We start from the raw sequence: 23,143 nt of genomic DNA, 5'->3' as shown, positions 1-23,143 counted from the left end.
GGCTCTTCGGATCTGAGCGTGGGTGAGGCGTTCGGCGTGGCGGTCCGGGCATAGATGCGTCGAGGTCTTCAGGATCGGTAGCGACCAAGCTGCCTAACTGAAGACCTCGACGATGGATCACTGTACGTGTGGTGCCGGCGTGGGCTGGTGTGCCCGCGCGGACGCCTTGTTCAACGCCTCGGGCATGCACGTGCTCGACGTGCACCTGGATGAGCTCGACCGGCTCGTCGTGACCGTGGAAACGGACGCGGACGTGGGTGGCTGCCCCAGCTGCGGCGTTGTCGCGACCGGTCATGGCCGGCGTGTGCATGAGGCCGCGGACGCTCCCTGCTTTGGCGCCGTGACGCTGGTGCGGTGGCGCAAGCGGGTCTGGCGGTGCCTCGAACCGACCTGCCCGRTCGTGACGTTCAGCGAGCAGCACGACCTGATCGCGCCACGGGCGAAGCTGACCTCGCGGGCGATCGGGTGGGCGACCGACGCTCTGGCGCATGACGACACCACGGTGTCAGCGCTGGCCCGCCACCTCGGGGTGGACTGGCACACCTTGTGGGACGCGATCGAGCTCGAGGCCGTCCGGCGGCTGGCCCACCCGGCCCGGCTGCAGGGCGTCACGGTGCTCGGCGTGGACGAGCACATCTGGCGACCAAGCAGGATCGGGGACGCCGCCCGGGCGGTGACCGGCATGGTGGACCTGACCCGCGACGAGCACGGGCACCTGCACGCGCGGCTGCTGGACGTCGTGCCCGGCCGCACCGGCACCGCCTACGCCGCCTGGCTCAAGGCCCAGCCGGAAGAGTTCACCGCCGGGATCAGCGAGGCCTCACTGGATCCGTTCCGCGGCTACGCGAACGCGCTGCGGGATGAGCTGCCGGACGCGGTCGCGGTCCTGGACGCGTTCCACGTCGTCAAGCTCGGCACCCAAGTCCTCGACGAGACCCGCCGCCGGATCCAGCAGGACACCCTGGGCCGGCGCGGGCACAAGGACGACCCGCTGTACAAGATCCGGGGGCTGCTGCGCCGCGGACGAGAACACCTCTCCGACAAGCAGATCGACAAGCTGAACGCCTGCCTACAGGCCGGCGATCCGGGCTGGGAGGTCACCGTCGCCTGGCACGGCTACCAGCAGCTGCGCTCCATGTACCAAGCCAAGGACCCGGCCGAGGGCCGCCGCATCGCCGAGCACGTCATCGCCTCGTTCCCGACCTGTCCCGTCCCGGAGGTCGCCCGCCTCGGACGAACCCTCAAGCAGTGGCGTCAGCACGTCCTGGCCCGGTTCGACACCGAGCGGATCAGCAACGGCGGCACCGAGGCCGTCAACCTCATCATCGAGAAGACCCGACGCCTGGCCCACGGCTTCAGAACGTTCGAGCACTACCGGCTCCGGATCCTGCTCGCAGCCTCAGGAACCCGGGCCTACCGACGAGCCCCCGCCCATGCATAATTCCGAAGAGCCACTTTCACCCGGCTCGACGATCTCGGGCTCGCGGTCACCGGTCAACGACNTTCAGAACGTTCGAGCACTACCGGCTCCGGATCCTGCTCGCAGCCTCAGGAACCCGGGCCTACCGACGAGCCCCCGCCCATGCATAATTCCGAAGAGCCACTTTGGCACGAGGGCGAGGTCTGGCCCGAGCACCCGTTCTCGGTGGGTGAGATCCAGCTCGTAGAGCGGGATGGCCCGCTCCAGGTGCCCGCCCGATAGGTAACCGCGGCGAGGTTGGCCCGTGAGGCCAGCGTGGCCGGGTGGTCGGGGATTTGCACCCGCTCGCGTAACAACCAAGCATCCGGAAGACTGAGGACGCTTCACACCAAGATCGGAGGGTAAGTGCTCAAGTTGGACATCAGTCACGATGAGCTGCCTGAGGGGTTCTGGCAGTCAGTTCCATGTCCTCTGTGTGGCAGCAAGGTCGGAGAGCTGTGCATGTACGCCGATGATCGGGTCGCGCATACACGTCACCAGGTGCGTGATGCGTCTGTGCTCGCTGCCGCAAAACGGCGTGCCTTGACGCTCGAGATTCCTGGAGAACCGGTGAAGCCGCCTCGGCGGCGCCAGCACTAAGGCGCCTCTCCCGCGCCGACCGCAATCCGAGAGAGTGGTCTTGCGGAGGCCGTCACGCTGCGCGCGCCCGGTATTTGCCATCGCCCACGAGGCCAGACCCTGCCTTGATTAGCGTTTCGCCCCGTGCGTCACCGGCGGCAGAAAGGCGGCTCTGGCGGCACTGGCCAGTACGTCGGCGCGTCCTGCCGCGCCAAGGATGAATGATGTCGCCCGTCCGGAGCCCGACCGTGTCAGAGTGAGCGACATGTCTCCAGAGCGTCGGCCGCAAGAGCGAGGATCAGCTCAGGTCCACCGAATGAAGGGCCCAGAGCGCATCGCCCTCGGTGTCGCGGGACTTGGCTCTTGGGTGGCCGGGTCAATCGCGACGTTCACAGAGGTTGAAGGATCCGGCGCGGTGGCACTCATTGCCGCGGGACTGGGGGCAAGTGTCTTAGCGTTGATTGGCCGCTGGCCTTCTCGAATAGTGGTCTCCGGAAACGAGTTCTTCTGGGAGGAAGTCGTCCTGACGGTCGACCAACAAATCGACGCAGCAAAGGAAGCTGGCGAGAGCGCCGCCGTCCCGCAGTTGGAGAGCCTTCGCAGCAGACTCTCTGAGGCGCAGCGGACCGGCACCCTGCCCATGCATCCTGCCGCTCAGTACGACGAAGCTCTCCACGAAGCATTGCGCCGTGCGCTTCCTGGCCTCGACATCTCAGCCGCACCGGGCCGTGCCCGTGACCAAGCTGACTTTGAGCTGAAAATGGGTGACGTCAAGCTCTTGGTGGAGACAAAGTACAAGTCGGATCCGCGGCGGCCCTTCAAGGGCAGCACATTGGACCCCCTACTGTCGCGGGTGGGCATCGCAGATCGACTCCTGGTGGTAACGAACGCCTTCAACGTGGACGACGCCCGCCAAGCGCTGAACGAGAACCTTGGCACTCGGGGGCGTGTAATCAGCTGGGTCGGGCCAAAGGATGACGACGTCTTGCGAGCGGCAGTCGACGAACTCGTGAGGTGATCAGTTGTCACGCATCCGTAGACCGGAGACTCCGCGGAGTCGGTGATCGACGGTATTCACAACGGAGCCCGCAGACGCGGACGTCGAACTTGAGTCACACCGCCGCCTGCCGGGCGACCTGACGTGCGGGTCGGTGCGCACGTGACCGCAGCGATCTACTGTGGCTGGATGCTTACTAACCGGTCGGCGCCGCACGCGCGGGTGACACCGGTTCTGACCGTGACCGACGTTCGGGCGGCCGTGGCCTGGTACGCCGACGTCTTCGGGTTCGTCGAACACGTCCGCATCGGCGAAGGGCACCGCTCGCAGCTCGGGCTGCCGGACGGGGGGCCGGCCGAGCTGGTGGTGGCCGAGGTTCGGCCCGGGCGGAGAACGCCCCAGACGGGGCGTTCTCACCAGGTCATGCTCAAGGTGGCGGACGTCGCGCGCGTGGTCGAGACGGCGACGGCGCGAGGCGCCGTCCTCGTCGACCCACCGCACGACTGGGAGTACGGCGAGCGACAGGCCACGATCGACGACCCGTTCGGGCACCAGTGGGTCCTCAACCAGACGATCGACGACGTCGCTCCCGAGCAGTGGGGCGGTCGGACCGTCACGCCGCGCCCCGCATCCCAGTAGCTCCGACGGTCGGCGGCGGGCCCGGATGCGTCCTATCGCCGCCTATCCTCCCGGGGCGGTTGGATGGTGTTGGGGCTTGCGGTGGCGATCCGCACTCGTCCCGCGCAATCCGGATCGACGGGGTAGCGAAGCTGCCGCGTGAACCGGCTGATCCGATGCGGACTCTTCCCTCGGGCCTTAGTCCGAGCTGCACCACTGCAGGCGGCTAAGGAACGATGGTCTGCTTCTGGTCGAACGTGACTCCGACGACAGCGCGGTAGGGCGTTTCAGTGTCGCCTCGACGCACGACCCCGTGCGCAACGAGCTGCTTCCAGACGAACTCGACCTTGATGCAGGTGTTCCCCGGGACCGTGACGACGACCTGTTCGCTGACCGTCTCCTCTTGATGTTCGCTGACCCGATACGTGGTTACCAGCGTCTCTTTGATCGCTGCAGTCAGCTCCGCAAAGGCGGACATCGTCAGGTCGAGGCCCACTGAGCTTGTGGACGACTTCTCAAGTTCCGCGCTTCCGGACCACATGCGGGTCACCGTAATCGTGCGGGTCACTGGTGCAGGGTTACCGCGATTGTCCACCGTGCGGGTCTCGCGCCCAATGCGCTCTTGGGTCCGGCTCGTTTCCACGACGTCTGGCTCGGCCAGGCTCGCCGTGACCATCCGAACGGCCAATGCCATGTCATCCTCACCATCGGGTGGAACCGTCTTGACGTGACCGTTGTCCAGATCGGCCACCTGTGCCCAGATGTCTTGGGCGGGGTGGACGTGTGGACGGATCTCCTGCTTTCCCCACCGATTCACGATGACAAACCCGGCCGCTTCTCCTGCGTCGAGAGAGATCGTCAATGCGACGCCCTGCGTCGCGAGTCCCATGCTTTCCCTCAGTTGATTTGCCGAGTTGTAGATAGCGGTGTTTGTGCGAAGCGTGTGGCGCCCCGGCCCCAGCCAAAAGGCCCAGCAGCTCTTGGCCCCATCGAGGTAGTAGTGGTGATCCTCATCGATGTACAACCATGCGTAGGGTGCTCGCAGATCGACGGTGACTATAGCTGCCTCGTGCCTCGACCGAGGCGCTGGCCCTTGTCCTACGCCTTGCCGGCGAACTTTCCGCCCGTTACGTCCCATGTTCTGAAGATACGTCGAGGGCTGTCCATGGGCGGGGCAAGTAGCGCAATCAACTGGCCAGGCCGGTTTGGGACACCCGCGTCCTTCCGCCGCGTCAAGGCGCCCACTATGGGCACCCCCACTTCGCCTTCTCAAACGCAACCGGCGCGCGCAGGCTGATTGACGGATTGGACGAGTCGATACTCGCGATGGCCGGCGCGCAGCGGACTTCGGTAGGGCTGTCTGCTGCGCTTGGTCGCTGCAGTTAGCCGATGGCGCCGACCACGACCGCGCAGAAGTCGCCCTTGTTGCCTTCGTCCCTGATGATGGTCGGGCGCCCGACCTTGAAGTCGTCCGAGGGGTCCGAGGGGGTGCCGTTGTAGCTGTACACGACGGTGTAGCTGAACACGCCCGCTGAGCGGGCAAGAATTTCGCCGTCGTCGGAGTACAGGAGGCCGTGGCTCTTGTTGGTGACGTGGCGGGTGAAGGTGCCGTCGCCGTTGTCCGTGAGCTGGACGTCCTGGCTGGCGCCGGAATTCACAAGGGTGACCGACTCTCCGGTGTCAACGTTGGTGTACTTCTCATAGCCGTCGTGGAAGTAGAAGTCGTACGGGAATGCGTTGGGGCCGAGGTTGCGCGACGGCCTGACTTGGAGGACGTCCGCGAACTCGAACTCCACCGTCAGTCCGGGCTCGTCGCAGAAGTCTTCCTGGATCTCGCTGAACGGCTCTTGGATGATCGTCTGCCACGGACCGTTTCCGGCAGGGTATGCCGATGCCGGGCCTGCCAGCGAGACCCCGGGTAGGGTCAGGCCGAGGGCGAGTGCCGGTGCGAGGGTCATGTTGCGTGTTCGGTTCATGATCTCTATCTCCTGGTGGTGGTTTCTAGGGCTAGTGGGTATTTGTTCCTTATCCGGCCTGCACCCTTGTATGCCTGCGCAGAGGAGCGGCGAAGTCCGGTCGCTGCTCGTTGGTGTCGTGCGCCTCGGCTCCAACACCCTTTGTTCTGCGCTCTTCCGGGTTCGGCATCTCGCGTCAGGGCGCACGTTGACGTTCCTAGAGCGTTGCCCGGCCGACGTTGATCAACAGGACGATCTCGTTGTGGATGCCGCGCTTGTCCGAAAGCCGCGCGCGGGCGTAGGCCTTGGTGAGCTGGTCGACGGCCACCTGGACCGTGTCAGCGGCAGTCCGGGATGGGGGATCTGGCACTGGCGAAGCGGCAGCGACGGCGGGTGTTGCCAACAGGCTTGAGGCGACGACTGCGATAGCCGCCTTGCGAAGGTTCATGACAATCTCCTGGATCTACGGATTCGCTTGCAGACCAAGCGAGTGATGGGGGAATGTGGTGCCAATTCCAGAGTCGACTCAGGGGCCCCTTCGCCACATTGGGAGAACCACTCGACCCGAGTACCGTCGGCTTGGGGTTTTCCCGCATCCGTGGCTTCGCGAAGGTCCATGAAGGACGCATCGTCGCCGCGGTCCCGCAGACGGCGCGCAGCGGCGCGCGTCCCCAGTTCCGTCACCGGAGCTGGTCTCACGTGGCGGACCTCGACGTCCTGAGGGTCAGGGGCTACGGAGGAAGGTCAGCACCGACAGGACGCGGCGGTTGCTCTCCGGAGACTCGTCGAGCCCCAGCTTGGTGAAGATCTGGCGCACGTGCGCCTCGACCGTCCGGTCGGTGATGAACAGCCGCCTGCTGATGCCCTGGTTCGTCAGGCCCTCGGCGACAAGGGCAAGGACCTCGCGCTCTCGCTCGCTGAGCGCCTGGACGGGGTCGTCGGTGCGGCGCCTGTGGAGTAGTCGCGCCACGATGGTCGGGTCGACGACGGTCTCCGCCTCGGCCACGCGGCGGAGGCTGTCGATGAGGACGTCGCCGGAGAAGATGCGCTCTTTGAGGATGTAGCCGATGCCTTCGGGCTGGTCCTGAATGAGACGCAACGCGTACGCCGACTCGATGTAGTGCGACAGCACCAGCACGCCGGTGTCGGGGAACTCGGACCGGATCGCGGTCGCTGCGACGATGCCCTCGTCGGTGTGCGTCGGAGGCATCCGGATGTCGACGACGCAGACATCGGGCCGATAGACGCGGACGTGGTTCATCAGCGTGGTGGCGTCGCCGGCCTGGCCCACCACGTCGACTCCACCGGAGGTGAGCAGCGCAACGACGCCTTCGCGCGTCAGCAGCGAGTCGTCGGCGACAACGGCTCGCACCAGGGCTCCTTCTCATTGGTGAGACACATTGGCTCGGTCCCTTCCTGTGCGCGGGTCACTGCGGGCCACGGTCCGCGGCGATGACCTCGCGGCTGACCGCCGGTGCGGCGAGCGGCAGCTCGAGCTCGACCCGCTTGCCGTTGTCGACGCGCAGGACCTCGATGTGTCCGCCGAGCGCGTTGACGCGGTCCTCCAGGCCGGCGAGGCCGACGCCTGCCTGAGCGACGTCCGCGCGGACCCGTAGCGCGTCACCGTCGAATGCGGCATACACCGTGGTGGGTCCCGCGGCCGCCGCCTTCGCCACGAGCAGGTATGCCGTCGTCTCCACCACCGCGGGGAACCGTCGGTCCGGAGCGTCGACGACACGGACGTCCATGGTCTCGCTCAAGGCCGCGCACGCGACGGCGAACCCCTCGGTGAGCAGGACGTTCGGACAGAGTCCGTTGGCCAGTTCCCTGAGGTCGTCGACCGTCGCCTGGATCTCCGCCTCCGCATCGTCCACCTCGGCGTGGTTTTCTCCGGACGTCGTCCTCAGCAGGCGAAGACCCAGCAACAGCCCGACGAGGCGCTGTTGCGCGCCGTCGTGGAGGTCGCGCTCGAGCCGGCGCCGCTCGCGGTCGCCTGCCTCGATGATGCGCACGCGCGACCCTGCGAGGGCGCGCACCTGGGCAAGTCCCTCGGCGCGCAGCCGTTCGTTGTCGAGGCCCAACCGGGCCGCCGTGACGACCTCACGAACGGCATCCGGGTTGTCGAGCAGGCCCGGCCGGTGCACCAGCACGGCGATCTCGTCGCCGTCGTTCACGAGTCGGCTGGTGGCTCGTCCCGGCCGGGGCGTCACGTCCACCGTCTCGAGGTGGACGTCGCGGTAGGCGCCATCGACGGGATAGGCCACGAGGAGCGACGGGTCGTGCAGCCACGCGGCCAGCGCCTCACGCATACCTCCGGCGGCGGCTTCCCGGTGCAGGTCGACGACGAGGCCGGTGACGCTGCGCCGCATGGCACGAGATCGCAGCAGGCTGAAGGCGACCGCGAGGGCCAGTGCGGCCAGGCCCGCGAGCTGCGCCCACCACAGGCCCTTGTCCATCGTCAAACCACCCACGAAGCCGCGGTCGAGGCTCACGGCGAGCTGCGCGGACGCGGCGACGAGGTAGAGAACACCGATTGACCACACGGCGCCACGAGCCCGGCGAGACGCCGGGCTCATCCGTGCCAGGCCCAGGAGGAGCTCCAGCATGGTGACGGTAGCCCACACCAGAGCGGCCCCCATCGCGGTTCGCGACAGCGCCGCCGCCAGTTCGGGGTCGCCGCGGAACAGCATCAGGTTTATCGGACAGTCCAAGCAGCCCTGCGCCTGCGGGTCGAAGAACAGTGCGGGCACAAGCCCCAGAGCACCGACGAACACGAGAGCTCCTGCCGCGAGCAGGTAGCGGTCACGGAGGCGCTCCACCCGTCCGGACGGAAACGCCAGCACCGCCCAGGTCGTGGCGACCGGAACTGCAACGGCGAGAAGCAGGCCCACGGAAAACGCTGCCGCAGAGAGCGACCCGGCAGCTGTCGCGCCAGGAATGGCCCACTCCGTGACGAGCAGGAAGACCGCGATGAGGACGAGCAGCCAGCCATAGCGGTTCGCTGGCCGGGCGAGCCGATGGATGACCCCGACCGACGCGAGCAGTGCCACCGTGCCGTGGAGCGCAACTTCGGACAGGGTCGAGTCCCCGCTCTCGGAGAATCCGTGCGACGCGGCCACCATGCGCATCGTCAGCCAGGCAAGGCCCGCCACGACGGCGAGGGCCGCGGCGCACCTGACGATCTGGACGGCATGGATGGACGCCGCCCGGCGGCGCGCACCAAGGCCTACTGCCGCACCCACGGCTCATTCCCTTCGACGCCTCCGGCATAGCCGCCAGGGTCCGAAGCGCAGGGGCGGACGATGGGTGCGGCGGCCGATGCCCCCGCAACCGCCGCGACACCAGCACATCGCGCCCCATGCCGAGCCCTCATGAGCCCAGAATCCACCCGCGACGGGCACCGCGACTCAGGGTTGGCACTGATTCGCTTGACCGATTGACCGGACCACACTGGCCTCGAGGCGAGACAATCGGAGTTTCGAGGCACCGAAGGGAGTGCCGGCCATGACCCGAACCACGAGGTCGACCGTGGCGCTTATTGCGGCCGTCGTACTGGGCCTGGCCGGTTGCACCACCCCGGGATCGGATCGGGCCGGTGGCCGGGGCCTGCAAGAGGTCACCGTGCTGGAGATCGCTCAGCTCAACGACGTTGCGCCTCCCCAGGTCCGGGCCTATGCCGCCGAGGTGGACAAGCAGTCGCACGGGGCGCTGCGCCTCCACTTCAACGACTCCTGGCACAGGGGCGAGGTCGATTTCGAGAAGCACACCCTCGAAGACGTGATTGGCGGTCGCATGCAGGGTGCATGGGTCGGCGTGCAGTCGCTCGACCTGATCGGCGTCACCTCGTTCCAACCGCTCGTGGCGCCCCTGCTCGTCGACAGTCAGGACGTGCAGAACCGCATCTTCTCGGAGGGGATCCAGCTCGAGATGGCCCGCGGGCTCGAGGGGCACGGCTTGGTGGCGGTCGCTGTCCTGCCGGGTCCGATGCGCAAGGTGCTCGGGGTGCGCAAGCCGTTCCGGGCTCCCGCGGACTTCAGCGGGACCGCCCTCGGGATCCAGGGCGGCGACATACCGGAGTCCACGGCGAAGGCCCTCCATGCCACGTTCACACGAATGCCGTCCGGCGCGAGCCTCGGCGGGGTCGACGCGTATGAGCAGCAGGTCGAGAACATCGTCGGCAACTTCTACGGACTCGAGGCGAAGTACATCACCGCGAACGTCAACCTCTGGCCGCAAGCCATGGCGGTCGTGCTCAACGAGGCGTCGTACCGTTCGCTGACCGACACCCAGCGGGAAGTCCTGCGCACGGCCGCAACGAACGCGGTCCCTGCGGCCCTCGAGGCAACCCGGACCGAGGACGACTCCGCGGTCGCGAAACTGTGCGCACAGGAGGTCGCGTTCTTGCCCTCGTCGGACCTGCAGCTCGCCGCCCTGCGCCGGGCCGTCCAACCTGTCTACGACGAGATCGCCGGCGACCCGGCCAACGCCCGGATGCTCGACCGGCTCATCGATCTCAGGGCCGCCGTCGCCGCGCCGCCGGACGTCGCGGCTTGCCCCTCGAGGGGACCCGCTGCCGGCGGTGGGTCGCTCCCCGAAGGAACCTACGACATGGTGCTCGAGAACGATGCGAGGGCGCGGTGCGCGGATGGGCCGCCGCAGGGCACGCCCGGGCAAAAGTCCTGGTACTTGCTCGAGGTGCGTGACGGCCGAGTCACCATCCGCCAACGCATTGACAGCCAGGCTGCGCCCTGGGGGGGCGGGTACAACGGGGTGTACACCACCCTGCGCGACCGGGTCCGGATCGACAACCTCATCGCGAGGTGGTCTTTCGACGGAACTGCCCTGCGCCTCAGCGACATGACCGGGGGCTCATGCGGCGACGCCGTCATCTGGACGACCAACCCCTGGGTCCTGCGGTCCGGCCCGGCTCAAGGCGCGTCGACGCTCCCGGACGGCACGTACGAGACGGTGATCTCCTCCGACGATCGCAACCTTTGCGACGGCCTGCCGGAGGAGGTGTACCTCCACGCGCCCGAGACCGACGAGCCTCTGACCTGGTACGTGAGCTTCACGCTCGATGGCGGAGTGGTGACGGAGCACGCGAGCGAAGTCAGCCATACGGCGATCGCCAACATGGGATGGGTGGGCAGGTACCGCGTGTACGGCAAGACGTTGGAGCTGACTTTGGTCACGACCAGCGGACTCCAGCCGTATACGGCCCACCGGCGCGTCTTGGCCGCCACCTTCACGTTCGACGGCAGGACCCTGACGTTCAAACCCGTGGGCACCTGGCCGTGTGACGCCAAAGTCGTGTGGACTCGCCACCCGTGGACCTTGACGAAGAAGGCGCCATGACACCGACGCTCGTGATAATCGACGACCACACCGGCTTCCGGTCTTTCGCCAGAGCGCTGCTCGAGGCGGAGGGTTACGACGTCGTCGGGGAGGCCGCGGACGGTTCCTCGGGTGTTGAGCTCGTATGCCGCCTGCAACCCGACGTCGTGCTGCTCGACGTCGTCTTGCCGGACGTCGACGGGTTCGCGGTGTCCTCGCGCATCGCGGACCAAGCGCCTCGCTGCGCGGTCGTCCTGACCTCCACGCGCAGCCGCAGCTCCTACCGTGCGCGTGTCGCGGCCAGCCCAGTACGTGGCTTCGTCGCCAAGAGCGAGCTCAGCGGGTCGGCCTTGGGCCGGCTGACCGGCTGACCCATGGGCGGGATCGGGCTACTCCAGATCGTCGACCTGCTCGTCGGGGTCGTCGTGATCGGTGCCGGCCTCGCGTCGATGCGGTTCGGCAGAGTCGGTCGACTGATGCTGCTCGTCGGGGCGACGTGGCTGGTCGGCAGCGTCTTCTCCGCAGCCGTCTTCCTTCACCGTGGTCCGCTGGTGCAGCTGCACCTCACCTACCCCACCGGGCACTCGAGGCGCCGCTACGTCACGGTCGTCATCGGGGCGGCATACGTCCTGGGCGTTGTCGAGGCGTTCGTCCCCGCTGCCGCGCTCACCCTGGCACTCGCGCTCCTGGTCGCCGCAGCGGCGATCGACGTCTTCGTGCGCACCACGGGCCCCGCCCGCAAGGCGGGACGNCGCTGCCGCGCTCACCCTGGCACTCGCGCTCCTGGTCGCCGCAGCGGCGATCGACGTCTTCGTGCGCACCACGGGCCCCGCCCGCAAGGCGGGACGCCCGGCCCTGTGGGCAGCCCTCGGGTTCTCCGCCGTTCTCGTGACGAGCGCTCTCAACCAGCTGCTGGCCTGGAACATCGACCAACCCGTCCTGCTGGCATACGACGCGGTCGTCGGGGGCGCCGCTGTCGTGCTGGCAGCCGACCTGCGGTGGGGTCGCTGGACCGAGTCGACACTGAGTGACCTCGTCGCCGACCTCGGTGCGACGTCCGACACGAGCGGGCTGACCGGCCGACTGCAGCGAGCCCTGGGCGACCCCGGCCTGACCGTCGGCTATTGGATTCCGGAAAGGACGGCATACGTCGATGACCGCGGTGAGCCCATCGAACTGCCGGCGCAGGATGGTGACCGCACGGCCACCCATATCGACGACGAAGGCCAGCCGGTCGCCGTCCTGCTCCACGACCGGGCCCTGCTCGAGGACCCACGGCTGGTGAGCGGCGTGGCGACGGCGGCCAGGCTCGCGATGACCAACGCGCAGATGCTCGCCGACATCCGCTCCCGTGTCGGCGACCTCACCGAGTCGAGGCGCCGCATCGTCGAAGCCGTCGGCGGTGAGCGGGCACGGATCGCCGACCAGCTCGCCGGCGGCGCCCAACGACGGCTCGCCCACGTCGCCGACCTCCTGGACCATGTCGCGACTGCGGGCCTCTCGGGTGACCGGAACCTCACGTTGGTGCGTGCGGAGGTCGTGCGGGCGCAGGAGGACCTGACCAGGTTCGTCCAGGGAGTCCGCCCCGCGGCCCTCGTCGAGGGTGGCCTCGACGCGGCCGTCCGTGACATGGCCGGGCACTTTCCCTTCCCGGTCGATGTACGAGTCGAGGCGGGACGGCTTCCCGACGCGCTCGAAGGGGCGCTGCTCTTCTTCTGCGCCGAGGCGGTGACCAACGTGGCGAAGCACGCCCGCGCGAGCCGGTGTCAGGTGGTGATCACCACTGGACCGCACCTGATCGTCGCCCTCGTCGAGGATGACGGGGTCGGTGGGGCGGATCCGTCCGGCTCAGGCCTGCTCGGCCTCACCGACCGGATCGAGACCATGGGTGGCCGGTTGGTCGTGACGAGCCCGCGCGAAGGTGGCACACGCCTGCAGGCCAGCATCCCGCACTCGAGCCATGCTGCAGAGCGCACTGATCGCGACAATGTCACGACGAGGCCAAATGAATCCGCATAACTCCCTTACGCACCTTATTTGCTAATCCTTGCGTCCGTTTCAAAGAGGCAAGTCTCAAACCAATTAGTACATTCGAGCGCCGCGCTGAGAGGTATGTCTTCACTTGGCCGCGCCCTCGCTCGGCAAGATCGATACCTGCGTCTTACCGGCGCCTGCCGGCGCACGCGTACGCGTGACAGGCGGCAAGCATGGTCGACCCAGTCCGGCCTCTGCGGCCGGCGTCCTTGCGTGATGCGCAAGCGGCCAGGTTGGGTCGATGCGGTCGAGCGATTCCGGGATTTCGCCGCCGCCAGCATGCAGCCCGCCGGGGCGCCAAGCTGGCGCACCTGGATTCCTCGAAAGGGCAAGGACAACGGCCTGCCGCCTTCGGACAAGCAGTGCAATGTATGACACTTCGAGCATGAAACATCTTGTGGTCGCCGCTCTCGTCGTCGCCGCCGCTACCGGCTGCTCGTCCAATTCGGTCACGGCGTCCACAGCCGCGCCCACGCAGGTAGCTACCGCTGATGCTCCGAGCGCGAGGCCGACACCGTCTAGAGTTCCAGCTTCGTCCTCCGCCAGCTCACCTACCCCCGACATGACAACTGCGACGTCTTCCAGCTCGAACGGCGCGGAGGCCGTGGGCGAGAAGTTGGGCGGAAAAGTCGCGTTCTACGCCGCCGCCAAGGCGGCCGGCATGGATGACAGCACCAAGATGGACGAGTTGGCCCGGGGCATCTGTGACCGTATCGAGTCGGGTAATCCGGCCACCGTAGGCCCTTGGATGAAGGACGCCTTTCACCTCAGGGGTGACGTCGCCGCCAAGGTGGCCGTGGTCGCGATTCTTTCGGAGTGTCCCAAGTTCAAGTCACTCGTCGGAGGATAGGTAACGTCGACCTCGGTAAACCGTGGGCCCCTCGCATCAAGGCGCCCACGGGACAGCGTCACACCGCCGCGAAGCGACTCCTCAGCTCGGGGAAGATTGGTTGTGGAAACTCCGCAGAGGCCGCGGAGTTACAGTCGGCGGTCTGGTTGCTCACGTGTGAAGTGAGGTCGTCCAAGTCGCGCCATCCCTCCCACGCTGCCTGACGCTTGAGTCCGACGGGTGGCGCAACCTCCGACCACGCAACTCCGCCTTGGCGGGCTGTGCGCACCAGTCGGGTCTGGGCCTTGCGTCTTACGTGCGACAGCGGGCCCGCTGCACGGACTAATCCCTCGGGAGCGAGAAACACTGAAAGCACGACGAACGCGAAGGTCGCCCGCCCTTGCCGGGGCGGGCGACCTTCGTCGCTGGTCTCAGCGTGAGGCGTTGTATGCGTCCTGCACTTCTTGGCTGACCCGGCCCCGATCAGAGACTTTGAGGCCGTTGGAGCGTGCCCAGTCGCGCATAGCCTGGAGCTGGTTCGTGTCCGTCTTCCCTGCTGGCGCCTTGGTCGAGGATCGGCGGCCGCCGCCGATCCTGCGGGCTCTGCTCGTGAAGGGCTCGAGCGCTGCGATCAACCTCTGCTCGTTCTCCTTGGAGAGGTCGATCTCGTACTGAGTGCCTTGATAGCTGAACTGAATCGTGGAATCGGCGGGGCCACCGTCGATGTCATCGTCCAGAATCGTCTGAATTCGCTGTGCCATGCCTTGGGTTCTCCAACTGTTTGATGAATCCCTGCGGCAGCATCGAAGCACACGCAATGTGCAGCTGGCTACTTCGTCGCGAGTGGGAGGCGACGCATGCGGACGACAACGCTTTCTGCTCCTCCATCCGCGGGCTGTGTTGAGCAGAGAGGCACCCTCTCCTGGACAGAGCCCGGCCCGCTCATCAACCGATGGTCGGGATGGCGCGTCACATAGATCAGGATGCACACGAAACGCGTGGTGCCCCGCTCGGATCGGTCTTGGTTCTATCAGCACGCCAACGTTCAGGAGTCACCATGTCCGTTCAGACGGAGCGCATCGTCTACACGGTGGAAGAAGCCGCAGAGAGGCTCGGCGTCGGGCGCACCCTTGTCTACGCGCTCGTGCGCAGCGGCGACATCGAGTCCATCGCCATCGGTCGCCTGCGTCGCATCCCGTGCGACGCCCTCGACGACTTCGTGGCCCGCCTTCGCGCGCTTGCTTCTTCGCCCGGCGACAGTGGCGACTCCGGCATCGGATGACATTGACGATGACCTCGTCAATGTCACGACAGCCAAATGGCCGCTCGTCTATCTACAAGGGCAGCGACGGATCATGGCATGGACGTGTGACCGTCGGCATTCGCGACGATGGAAGACCTGACCGTCGCCACGTCCGGTCCGCGACGAAGGCTGGCGTGACCGAGAAGGTGCGTAGGCTCGAGAAGCACCGTGAGCAGCGCACGGTTCCGACAGCCGGCACCCGGTGGACGGTTGAGAGTTGGCTCACGCACTGGCTCGACAACGTCGTGACCGGGCACGTCAAAGCCACGACGCTGTCGGCGTACCGCGTCGCCGTACGTCACCACCTCATCCCCGGGATAGGCGCACACCGTCTCGAGCTCCTCGAGCCCGAGCACCTCGAATCCCTCTATCGCCGGATCCTGACCCAGCCCACCAAGTTCAGCGCCGAGACGAAGCCCGCAACCGTCCACCAGGTTCACCGCACCATCCGAGCCGCGCTCAATGAAGCCGTCCGCCGTGGCCATCTACCTCGGAATCCGGCCACCATCGCCCGAGCACCCCGGGTCGTCCCACCCGACATCGAGCCGTTCACCGTTGATGAGATCCGCAGACTGTTCGTCGCGGCCGCTGAGTCACGCAACGGCGTCCGCTGGGTCATGGCCCTCGCCCTTGGCCTGCGCCAGGGCGAGGTACTTGGCCTCAAGTGGACCGACATCGACCTCGACGACGGGGTCCTGACCGCTCGCCGCTCACTCCTGCGCCCCAAGTACGCCCACGGCTGCGGAGGCACGTGCGGCAAGGCGCAGGCCGGCCACTGCCCAGAGCGTGTCCGCATCAACCCGGAGACAGACACGACGAAGTCCCGCGCCGGCAACCGGCAGGTCGGTTTACCACCGCAGCTCGTCACCCTTCTCCAGCACCACTTGCACGTCCAACAGGAAGAGCACGTCCACGCCGGCAACGCATGGCATGAGGACGGGTGGGTGTTCACCACCGAGACGGGCGACCCCATCAACCCCCGCACCGACTGGTCTCACTGGAAGGTCCTGCTCCGGCGGGCAGGCATCCGTGATGGACGACTTCACGACGCTCGCCACACCGCAGCGACCGTGCTGCTCATGCTCGGGGTGAGCCAAACCACGATGATGAGCATCATGGGCTGGTCCAACCCCGCCATGGCCCAGCGCTACGCCCACGTTGTCGCACCGATCCGGGACGACGTCGCACGTCAGGTCGACGAGCTCCTGTGGCCGGGGCTCGAGAGCCCGGCGGACCTCGAATGAGACCACAACTGAGACCACCACGAGAAACGCCGGTCCGGGCCGTGAGGCTCGGACCGGCGTTTCTGCAGGTGACTGGCGGTGGCGGTGGGATTTGAACCCACGGTGGAGTTACCCCCACACACGCTTTCGAGGCGTGCTCCTTAGGCCGCTCGGACACGCCACCGAGAGGAGACCTTACCCGAGCCTCCGGCCCTCCAAGAAATCGACCAGTGGCGTCCCCGAGCAGCCCGGACATAGCCAATCCCCCACGCGAGACCCCGCCGACGGGTCACGATCAGAGGGCCACGGAAATCACGACGGAGACCGCAGAAGGCTGGAAACCATGGCTGACGCCTCGCCACTGATGCCGAGCCCGGCGCCGGTCGCCGTGCAGGAGGCCTTCGACCGGTACCACGCGGAGCTCGTCGGCGAGCTCACCGCGATCTGCGGGAGCGCGGGGGCCGCCGAGGCCGCGGTCGACGAGGCCTTCCGCCGGGCCGCCGCACTGCCCGACTTCGCCGAGATCGGGCGCCCGCTCGACTGGCTGCGCGTGACCGCCCGCAACCAGGTCGTGCGGCGTTCCTTCCGCCGCGACGACCTCGACGGCAGTCGGGGTCTCCCGGCCGCGGCAAGCTTCGAGCGGCCCTCGCTCTCGGGCAGCCTGAGCCGGGCCGCGCGCGCGCACCGACGGCACATGGCGCGCCGAGTGGGTCTGGGCGCGGCCGGCACCGTGCTTGCCGTGGTCGCCCTGTTCGCCGCCACGTCCGTCTCACCGTGGGCGCCGACGAGCGCGCTACCGACGACCTCCCCCACCCCGTCGCGGGTCCGCAGCTCACCGCCCCTCATCCCGACCCACGCCATCCCGTCACCCTCGACGTCGGCACCGGAGCCATGGCCGCCCGTGACCCCTCAAGCGGTCGTCGGCCACCCCGACGCCCGGCAGGCTTATGTGGTGACGTCACCACAGGTCGCGTCCCGGCGAGCGATCGTCTGGCAACGGTGCCGCCCCGGTTCCGGCAGCTCCCCCACGTGTGACCAGGAGAACGCAGCGCTGGCCGTCGAGGTGGTGGACGGCAAGGGCCACCGCCTGACCCACCTGCTGCAGAGCGAGCAGGTCGTGAGGCCAGCCTTCGCCGGCAACTTCGCCATCATCGCCGCGTGGGCCGGCGACGACTACGCCTTGATCTCACCGACCATGAAGGAACCACAGCCGTTCGAGGTCAAGACCGGTGCTCGAGCCCGACCGGGGCAGCAGTTCAGCACCTGCGCCTCGGGGCCCTGCCTCGTCGACCTCCACGGGACGGTGCACGCACTCGATCTCCCGGGCGACGTCCAGTGGGACTCGAACACGACCAAGGGCTGGGTGGGCACTCAGCACCTCGACAACTCCAGCGGGTCCGCGCGCGTGTTCATCCAGCAGGACGACGAGACGTTCGCCACCGTCGACGTCACGGTCAAGTCCCCGAGCGAGGACGGTGCCCTTCCGTACGCCGCGAACGGGCAGGACGGGTCGGTCGCGGTCTGGTTCTCGAGCCAGTGGGGCTTCGCCCAAGTTGCCGTCTCGACCGACCGGGGACGCTCGTGGACGATTCACTGGGCCAACCCGGCTGACGGCTGGAGCGCCTCGTCGTACACCTCGCTGCCGGTCGCCGGTCCACCCGGCATGACCGTGACGGCGCTCAAGAAGCGGCCACCGGGACGCTGACGACACGCGGCCGCTCTACGAGCACCGCTGGTCTCAGTCGCCGAGCCTCCGGCCCTCGAAGAAATCGACCAGCAGGGCCGCCGACTCCTCCGCCCGCACCCCACCGACGACGTCCACGATGTGCGTCGCGAGGGGGTCCCGCGTCAGGTCCCAGACCGATCCGCACGCCCCCGCCTTCGGGTCCCAGGCGCCGAACACGACCCGTTCGACCCGCGCCGCCATCGCCGCACCCGCGCACATGACGCACGGTTCGAGCGTGACCACGAGCGTGCAGCCGTCCAGCCGCCACGAGCCCACCGCCTGCGCGGCCTCGCGCAGCGCGACCACCTCGGCGTGCCCCGTCGGGTCGCCCCGCTCCTCGCGCACGTTGCGCCCGCGGCCGACCACGCCTCCCTCGGGGTCGACGACGAGCGCCCCGACGGGCACGTCCTGCGAGCGCACGGTCGCCGCCGCGAGGTCGAGCGCCTGGCCGACCCACGCGGCATACGTCTCCGGTGTCGGGACGGAGCTCTTGCCGGGGGTCTCGGATCTCTTCGCCACGCGCTAAGTTTCCACCCATGGACGTCCATGTCGCAGACCACCCGCTCATCGCCCACAAGCTGACCTACCTGCGCGACAAGCGGACCGACAGTCCCACCTTCCGGCGCCTCGCCGAGGAGCTCGTCACGCTGCTCGCCTACGAGGCGACGCGCGACGTCCGCGTCGAGCCGTTCGAGATCGAGACACCGGTCGCGCCGACGACCGGCATCAAGCTCTCCAACCCCAAGCCGATCATCGTCCCGATCCTGCGGGCCGGCCTCGGCATGCTCGACGGCATGGTCAAGCTGCTCCCCAGCGCCGAGGTCGGCTTCCTCGGGATGATCCGCAACGAGGAGACGCTCGAGGTCTCGACCTACGCGAACCGCCTGCCCGACGACCTCAACGGCCGACAGGTGTTCATCCTCGACCCGATGCTCGCCACCGGTGGCACGCTCGTCATGGCGATCGACTACCTCACCGCCAAGGGCGCCCGCGACATCACGGCCGTCTGCCTGCTCGCCGCTCCCGAGGGCATCAAGCACCTCGAGGACGAGCTCGCCGACTCCGACATCCCCGTCAAGGTCGTCCTCGGCACCATCGACGAGAAGCTCAACGAGAAGGGCTACATCGTCCCCGGTCTCGGTGACGCCGGCGACCGCCTCTACGGTGTCGTCTGAGCCCACCCCACCGTTGGCGTATGCCGCCGGGTCAGGGCAGCGCGTCGCCCCAGTCGGCGTCGCGCGCCCCCCGGTAGCGCTCCCCTGCCTTCTTCGAGACCACCTCGCGGCCCGCGGTCCCGTCGGGCCGGCACACCTGGAACTCGACGAACCCCTTGCGCTTCAAGGGATGTCGGAGGATGCGACCCGAACTCACCTCTGCGGTAAGGGTGTCGAGGACCCCGGGTGCGGCAGCTGCGACCCATGAGAACTTCTCGTCCTCGTAGGACAGCTCCCCTCCCTTGAGGCGACGGTGCTCGGCGGAGCGGCTCACGCGTGCCGCGAAGTGGCACCAGTCGCCTCGCGCGAGAGGGCAGTCCGCGGAGTGTGGGCACGGTCCCAGCAGGGCCCAGCCGGCTCGGAGCAGGACCGACCGGACGCGGAGCATGCGGGCGTACCCGTCGGGCGTCCCAGGCTCGGCGACCACGACGGCACGGCCCCGACGCATCGCATCGGCGACGAGGGCGTCCTGCTGCGCCTCGTCGAGCTCGCTGAGCACGTAGGACACCGTCACGAGGTCGGCGTCGAGCTCAGGCCAGGAGCCGGCGACGGCGCGCCGGAACGTCGCGCTCGCGAGCGCGGGCGACGACGCGTCGGCAACGAGCTCGCGCCCGAGGTCCAGCGCGTCCTCGACCTGGTCGAGCACCATGATCGTCTCGAGCGACTCGAAGGCGCCCGCCGCCGCCCACGCCGCCGCGCCGGTGCCCCCTCCGAGGTCGAGCATCGAGCGCGGCTCCAGACCCCGACCTGCGACGTCGACGAGGACCCTCGACAGGGCGGCGTGCGTCGCCGGCATCCGGTAGGCGGCATAGGCCGCCACGTGCACCCGCGATGCGAGGATCGGCGCCGAGGCGGGCGCCACGGACCGGTAGCGCGACACGAGGGACTCGGTCGCGCGGGTCAGGTCACGCTCGTCGATCCCGCGCACGGCGCGGGTCAGCGCGGTGCGCAGCTCGGCGGCATACGCTGGCGTTCGCGACACGCGAGGAGGATAGCGGCGCGGCCGGACCCACCGGACCGACCGGACCCACCGGACCGACCGGACCGACACGCGGACGCCGGTGACGCACCCCACCAGCCACGTACGGCACACTGGTCCCACCCCTGTGCCGTGGGGCTGTCAGGCAGCCCCAGCACCTTCCCTCCAAGGAGCGACACACCATGGGCCCCAAGGCCAAGAAGATCATCCTGATCATCGTGCTCGCGTTCTTCGCCTACGCCGTGTTCACGTCCCCCGACAAGGCTGCCGACATCGTCACCAACATCTGGGGTGTCCTCGTCGACGGCTTCAACGCGATCCTCGAGTTCTTCGGGTCCCTGCTCAACCGATGATGCGAGCACACTGAGCTCATGGCGTTCATGCGGAGCACGGAGGTACCGGCGGGACTGGCGCCGATCCTGCTCCCGGGCGAGAAGCTGGTCACCGCCGTGCGGGCCCACTGGGGCAAGCTCGCCGAGCCCGTGGCCACGACCCTGCTCGGTCTCATCGCGGCGGTGTGGGTCGACTCCAACGTCACCAAGGCCACGCAGGCCCTCGGCACGATCTTCTGGTGGCTCTTCTTCGCCCTGCTCGCCCGGCTCCTCTGGTGCCTGCTCGACTGGAGCCACAACTGGTTCGTGGCCACCGACAAGCGGCTGCTGCTGCGCTACGGCCTCATCTCGCACAAGGTCGCGATGATGCCGCTGCTCAAGGTCACCGACATGAGCTACGTCCGCTCCATCCCGGGCCAGTTCCTCGGCTACGGCAAGTTCGTCCTCGAGAGCGCCGGCCAGGACCAGGCCCTGCGCGAGGTCAAGTGGGTGCCCAACCCCGACCAGACCTACCGCGACATCTGCGCCGAGATCTTCCACATCGTGCCGCCCCCCGGCGATGAGGACTTCGAGGAGCTCGACGGCGAGTTCCCCGACGACACAGGGCAACCCGGCGGGCCGACGCCGCCCGTCAGCCCGATCGCTCCCAGCGGTGGCTCGGCGTACCCCGATGTCCACCGCACCCACAACCCGATCCAGGACCGCCTCGACTCCTACTCCCGGGCCGTCCCGATCCAGCGGCCGTCCGACCGGTCCGAGACGGTCTACGAGAGCGACGACCTCAAGCGCCGCCGCCGCGGGGCCGACACCGGCCCGATCTCGCCGCGCTCCGACGACTGACCGGTCCTCCGGGGTCCCGGCTCCGGGTGACACAGATGTGGGCCGGGCGGGTACCACTGGGTAGCCGCGGCCTCCCCGCGCCGCGCGGCCCACGACGCCCGGGCAGGACTCGCAGGCGGTCGCGCTCACCGCTAGTTTGTGATGATCCGCCCGTCACCGACCGCTCGGAGGACAGCATGAGCGTGTTCCGCACCAAGTCGGTCGAGGCCTCGATGGCCTCGTCCGAAGAGGCCGACCACAAGCTGAAGAGGACACTCAGCGCCCTTGACCTCACGGTCTTCGGCATCGGTGTCATCATCGGCGCCGGCATCTTCACGCTGACCGGCAGAGCCGCCAAGGACTACGCCGGTCCGTCCATCGCACTGTCGTTCGTCATCGGTGCGATCGTCTGCGGTCTGGCAGCTCTCTGCTACGCCGAGTTCGCGTCGACGGTCCCCGTCTCCGGGTCGGCCTACACGTTCTCCTACGCGACGCTGGGCGAGCTCATCGCGTGGATCATCGGCTGGGACCTGCTGCTCGAGCTCATGCTCGGCGCGAGCGTGGTCGCCCAGGGGTGGTCACAGTACTTCGTCACCTTCCTGGAGCAGCTGGGAGTGACCTGGCCGGAATCGGTCGGGCCGGGGTCGCACTTCGACCTGCCGGCGTTCCTGCTCATCGCCGGCCTGACGCTGCTCATCGCCTGGGGCATCAAGGAGTCGCTGCGCGTCAACCTCGTGCTCGTCGGCGTCAAGCTCTTCATCGTGCTCTTCGTCATCTTCGCGGGCATCCAGTTCATCAACCGCGACAACTGGTCGCCGTTCATCCCGCCGTCCCAGCCGGGCAAGGCCGCAGAGGGCCTGACGACGCCGCTGCTCCAGGTCATCACCGGCATGACTCCCGCGACGTACGGCGTCATGGGCATCATGGCCGGCGCCGCCATCGTCTTCTTCGCCTACATCGGCTTCGACGTCGTCGCGACGACGGCCGAAGAGGCCAAGAACCCGCAGCGTGACCTGCCCCGTGGCATCCTCGGCTCGCTCGCCATCTGCACCCTGCTCTACGTGGCCGTCACGCTCGTCATCACCGGCATGCAGAACTACAAGGACATCGACCCCGATGCGGCGCTCGCCACGGCGTTCAAGTCCGTGGGCAAGGAGGGCTACGCCACGCTCATCTCGGCCGGCGCCGTCGCCGGCCTCACCACAGTGGTCATGACCCTCATCATCGGCGCGACCCGCGTCACGTTCGCGATGAGCCGTGACCGCCTGATCCCGGCCGGACTGGGCCGGACCAACCCGCGCACGAGCACCCCGGTCAGGCTCACGCTCATCATCGGCACGGTCGTCGCCCTCATCGCCTCGTTGACCCCCATCGGCAAGCTCGAGGAGATGGTCAACATCGGCACCCTGACGGCGTTCATGCTCGTCTCGCTCGCCGTCCCGATCCTGCGCAAGCGGCGTCCCGACCTCAAGCGTTCGTTCAAGGTGCCGGGCAACCCGGTCGTGCCGTGGCTGTCCGCGGCCGCCTGCTTCTACCTCGTGCTCAACCTCTCGGTCGAGACGTGGATCCGGTTCGTCATCTGGATGCTGCTGGGCTTCCTCATCTACTTCCTCTACTCCCGCCAGCACAGCAAGCTGGCGACGGGCGAGGAGGAAGCAGGCAGCCGAGAAGCCCCCGAGGTCCTCAGCGAACGCTGACCGGGCGGCACGTACGCCTGCACAGCCCGCTCGTGACGTCACGGG

21 protein-coding genes and 1 tRNA gene are annotated in these 23,143 nt (G+C 68.0%); 13 read left to right on the top strand and 9 right to left on the bottom strand.

What is annotated here, in order from left to right:
• Window positions 1-112 precede the first annotated feature (112 nt).
• The 3 genes from ASD90_RS11835 to ASD90_RS11825 all read left to right on the top strand — a co-directional run bounded on the left by ASD90_RS11835 (window position 113) and on the right by ASD90_RS11825 (window position 3,674).
• Window positions 113-1,441 (top strand): ISL3 family transposase, encoded by a 1,329-nt coding sequence (locus ASD90_RS11835; RefSeq protein ID WP_369793596.1) that lies wholly within the window; start codon window positions 113-115, stop codon window positions 1,439-1,441.
• Window positions 1,442-2,354: 913 nt separating this feature from the next.
• Window positions 2,355-3,056, top strand: coding sequence for a hypothetical protein (locus tag ASD90_RS11830; protein WP_162260201.1), 702 nt, complete (start codon window positions 2,355-2,357; stop codon window positions 3,054-3,056).
• A 219-nt stretch (window positions 3,057-3,275) separates the two neighbouring features.
• A complete protein-coding gene (locus ASD90_RS11825) occupies window positions 3,276-3,674 on the top strand; it encodes a glyoxalase/bleomycin resistance/extradiol dioxygenase family protein (protein ID WP_235506588.1) in 399 nt (132 codons plus the stop codon).
• 205 nt (window positions 3,675-3,879) lie between these two features.
• Here ASD90_RS11825 and ASD90_RS11820 read toward each other — a convergent pair whose 3' ends face one another.
• From ASD90_RS11820 to ASD90_RS11805, 5 genes are all read right to left on the bottom strand, one after another.
• Entirely contained in the window at window positions 3,880-4,677 is a 798-nt protein-coding gene (locus ASD90_RS11820) for a hypothetical protein (RefSeq protein ID WP_056756270.1), read from the bottom strand.
• A 358-nt stretch (window positions 4,678-5,035) separates the two neighbouring features.
• Entirely contained in the window at window positions 5,036-5,611 is a 576-nt protein-coding gene (locus ASD90_RS11815; RefSeq protein ID WP_056756267.1) for a hypothetical protein, read from the bottom strand.
• 214 nt (window positions 5,612-5,825) lie between these two features.
• Window positions 5,826-6,056 (bottom strand): hypothetical protein, encoded by a 231-nt coding sequence (locus ASD90_RS23560; RefSeq protein WP_157623162.1) that lies wholly within the window; start codon window positions 6,054-6,056, stop codon window positions 5,826-5,828.
• Window positions 6,057-6,332: 276 nt separating this feature from the next.
• Window positions 6,333-6,980 (bottom strand): response regulator transcription factor, encoded by a 648-nt coding sequence (locus ASD90_RS11810; RefSeq protein WP_056756264.1) that lies wholly within the window; start codon window positions 6,978-6,980, stop codon window positions 6,333-6,335.
• A gap of 55 nt (window positions 6,981-7,035) precedes the next feature.
• A complete protein-coding gene (locus ASD90_RS11805) occupies window positions 7,036-8,850 on the bottom strand; it encodes a histidine kinase (RefSeq protein WP_157623161.1) in 1,815 nt (604 codons plus the stop codon).
• 262 nt (window positions 8,851-9,112) lie between these two features.
• On the opposite strand from ASD90_RS11805, the gene ASD90_RS11800 reads away from it, so the two are divergent.
• The 3 genes from ASD90_RS11800 (at window position 9,113) to ASD90_RS11780 (ending at window position 13,826) form a co-directional block, all read left to right on the top strand.
• Window positions 9,113-10,963 carry a TRAP transporter substrate-binding protein gene (locus tag ASD90_RS11800; RefSeq protein ID WP_157623160.1) on the top strand — a complete coding sequence of 617 codons (1,851 nt, stop codon included), beginning with the start codon at window positions 9,113-9,115 and terminating at the stop codon, window positions 10,961-10,963.
• The gene (locus tag ASD90_RS11795; protein ID WP_056756254.1) at window positions 10,960-11,313 is read left to right on the top strand and encodes a response regulator transcription factor; all 354 of its coding nucleotides are present in this window, start codon (window positions 10,960-10,962) and stop codon (window positions 11,311-11,313) included. Before ASD90_RS11800 ends, ASD90_RS11795 begins: the two co-directional genes overlap by 4 nt.
• 2,225 nt (window positions 11,314-13,538) lie before the next feature.
• Entirely contained in the window at window positions 13,539-13,826 is a 288-nt protein-coding gene (locus ASD90_RS11780; protein WP_157623158.1) for a hypothetical protein, read from the top strand.
• 410 nt (window positions 13,827-14,236) lie between these two features.
• Here ASD90_RS11780 and ASD90_RS11775 read toward each other — a convergent pair whose 3' ends face one another.
• Window positions 14,237-14,566: an Lsr2 family protein gene (locus ASD90_RS11775; RefSeq protein ID WP_056756240.1), complete on the bottom strand. Its 330-nt coding sequence runs from the start codon at window positions 14,564-14,566 to the stop codon at window positions 14,237-14,239.
• A 296-nt stretch (window positions 14,567-14,862) separates the two neighbouring features.
• On the opposite strand from ASD90_RS11775, the gene ASD90_RS11770 reads away from it, so the two are divergent.
• Window positions 14,863-15,087, top strand: coding sequence for a helix-turn-helix domain-containing protein (locus ASD90_RS11770; protein ID WP_056756236.1), 225 nt, complete (start codon window positions 14,863-14,865; stop codon window positions 15,085-15,087).
• A gap of 155 nt (window positions 15,088-15,242) precedes the next feature.
• Window positions 15,243-16,352, top strand: coding sequence for a tyrosine recombinase XerC (gene xerC / locus ASD90_RS11765; protein WP_235506586.1), 1,110 nt, complete (start codon window positions 15,243-15,245; stop codon window positions 16,350-16,352).
• A 73-nt stretch (window positions 16,353-16,425) separates the two neighbouring features.
• On the opposite strand, the gene ASD90_RS11760 is transcribed toward xerC, so the two are convergent.
• Window positions 16,426-16,515: transfer RNA gene (locus ASD90_RS11760), tRNA-Ser, on the bottom strand.
• 159 nt (window positions 16,516-16,674) lie between these two features.
• On the opposite strand from ASD90_RS11760, the gene ASD90_RS11755 reads away from it, so the two are divergent.
• Window positions 16,675-18,036 carry an RNA polymerase sigma factor gene (locus tag ASD90_RS11755; RefSeq protein WP_056756230.1) on the top strand — a complete coding sequence of 454 codons (1,362 nt, stop codon included), beginning with the start codon at window positions 16,675-16,677 and terminating at the stop codon, window positions 18,034-18,036.
• Between the two features lie 33 nt (window positions 18,037-18,069).
• On the opposite strand, the gene ASD90_RS11750 is transcribed toward ASD90_RS11755, so the two are convergent.
• Complete coding sequence (locus ASD90_RS11750; RefSeq protein ID WP_056756226.1) at window positions 18,070-18,576, bottom strand: nucleoside deaminase; 507 nt, start codon at window positions 18,574-18,576, stop codon at window positions 18,070-18,072.
• Window positions 18,577-18,593: 17 nt separating this feature from the next.
• Here ASD90_RS11750 and upp point away from each other — a divergent pair, with 17 nt between their 5' ends.
• Window positions 18,594-19,232 carry a uracil phosphoribosyltransferase gene (gene upp, locus ASD90_RS11745; protein ID WP_056756223.1) on the top strand — a complete coding sequence of 213 codons (639 nt, stop codon included), beginning with the start codon at window positions 18,594-18,596 and terminating at the stop codon, window positions 19,230-19,232.
• Between the two features lie 31 nt (window positions 19,233-19,263).
• Here upp and ASD90_RS11740 read toward each other — a convergent pair whose 3' ends face one another.
• A complete protein-coding gene (locus tag ASD90_RS11740; RefSeq protein ID WP_235506584.1) occupies window positions 19,264-20,253 on the bottom strand; it encodes a small ribosomal subunit Rsm22 family protein in 990 nt (329 codons plus the stop codon).
• Window positions 20,254-20,432: 179 nt separating this feature from the next.
• Here ASD90_RS11740 and ASD90_RS23990 point away from each other — a divergent pair, with 179 nt between their 5' ends.
• The 3 genes from ASD90_RS23990 to ASD90_RS11730 all read left to right on the top strand — a co-directional run bounded on the left by ASD90_RS23990 (window position 20,433) and on the right by ASD90_RS11730 (window position 23,098).
• Window positions 20,433-20,603 carry a hypothetical protein gene (locus tag ASD90_RS23990; protein ID WP_200958604.1) on the top strand — a complete coding sequence of 57 codons (171 nt, stop codon included), beginning with the start codon at window positions 20,433-20,435 and terminating at the stop codon, window positions 20,601-20,603.
• A gap of 18 nt (window positions 20,604-20,621) precedes the next feature.
• A complete protein-coding gene (locus ASD90_RS11735; RefSeq protein ID WP_056756219.1) occupies window positions 20,622-21,422 on the top strand; it encodes a PH domain-containing protein in 801 nt (266 codons plus the stop codon).
• Window positions 21,423-21,598: 176 nt separating this feature from the next.
• Window positions 21,599-23,098: an APC family permease gene (locus ASD90_RS11730; RefSeq protein WP_056756215.1), complete on the top strand. Its 1,500-nt coding sequence runs from the start codon at window positions 21,599-21,601 to the stop codon at window positions 23,096-23,098.
• Window positions 23,099-23,143 lie beyond the last annotated feature (45 nt).

The organism is Terrabacter sp. Root181 (assembly GCF_001428505.1).
In the GTDB taxonomy this organism is placed as follows: Bacteria; Actinomycetota; Actinomycetes; order Actinomycetales; family Dermatophilaceae; genus Terrabacter.
Note: the sequence above shows the minus strand (reverse complement) of the source record. Positions and strands in the feature narration are given on the sequence as shown.

Excerpts from the sequence above, each read along its gene's own strand:
- ASD90_RS23990 (WP_200958604.1), top strand. The coding sequence starts at position 20,433 with ATGGGCCCCAAGGCCAAGAAGATCATCCTGATCATCGTGCTCGCGTTC.
- ASD90_RS11795 (WP_056756254.1), top strand. The coding sequence starts at position 10,960 with ATGACACCGACGCTCGTGATAATCGACGACCACACCGGCTTCCGGTCT.
- ASD90_RS11775 (WP_056756240.1), bottom strand. The coding sequence starts at position 14,566 with ATGGCACAGCGAATTCAGACGATTCTGGACGATGACATCGACGGTGGC.
- ASD90_RS11800 (WP_157623160.1), top strand. The coding sequence starts at position 9,113 with ATGACCCGAACCACGAGGTCGACCGTGGCGCTTATTGCGGCCGTCGTA.
- ASD90_RS11780 (WP_157623158.1), top strand. The coding sequence starts at position 13,539 with ATGACAACTGCGACGTCTTCCAGCTCGAACGGCGCGGAGGCCGTGGGC.
- ASD90_RS11770 (WP_056756236.1), top strand. The coding sequence starts at position 14,863 with ATGTCCGTTCAGACGGAGCGCATCGTCTACACGGTGGAAGAAGCCGCA.
- ASD90_RS11755 (WP_056756230.1), top strand. The coding sequence starts at position 16,675 with ATGGCTGACGCCTCGCCACTGATGCCGAGCCCGGCGCCGGTCGCCGTG.
- ASD90_RS11730 (WP_056756215.1), top strand. The coding sequence starts at position 21,599 with ATGAGCGTGTTCCGCACCAAGTCGGTCGAGGCCTCGATGGCCTCGTCC.
- ASD90_RS23560 (WP_157623162.1), bottom strand. The coding sequence starts at position 6,056 with ATGAACCTTCGCAAGGCGGCTATCGCAGTCGTCGCCTCAAGCCTGTTG.
- upp (WP_056756223.1), top strand. The coding sequence starts at position 18,594 with ATGGACGTCCATGTCGCAGACCACCCGCTCATCGCCCACAAGCTGACC.
- ASD90_RS11815 (WP_056756267.1), bottom strand. The coding sequence starts at position 5,611 with ATGACCCTCGCACCGGCACTCGCCCTCGGCCTGACCCTACCCGGGGTC.
- ASD90_RS11735 (WP_056756219.1), top strand. The coding sequence starts at position 20,622 with ATGGCGTTCATGCGGAGCACGGAGGTACCGGCGGGACTGGCGCCGATC.
- ASD90_RS11830 (WP_162260201.1), top strand. The coding sequence starts at position 2,355 with ATGAAGGGCCCAGAGCGCATCGCCCTCGGTGTCGCGGGACTTGGCTCT.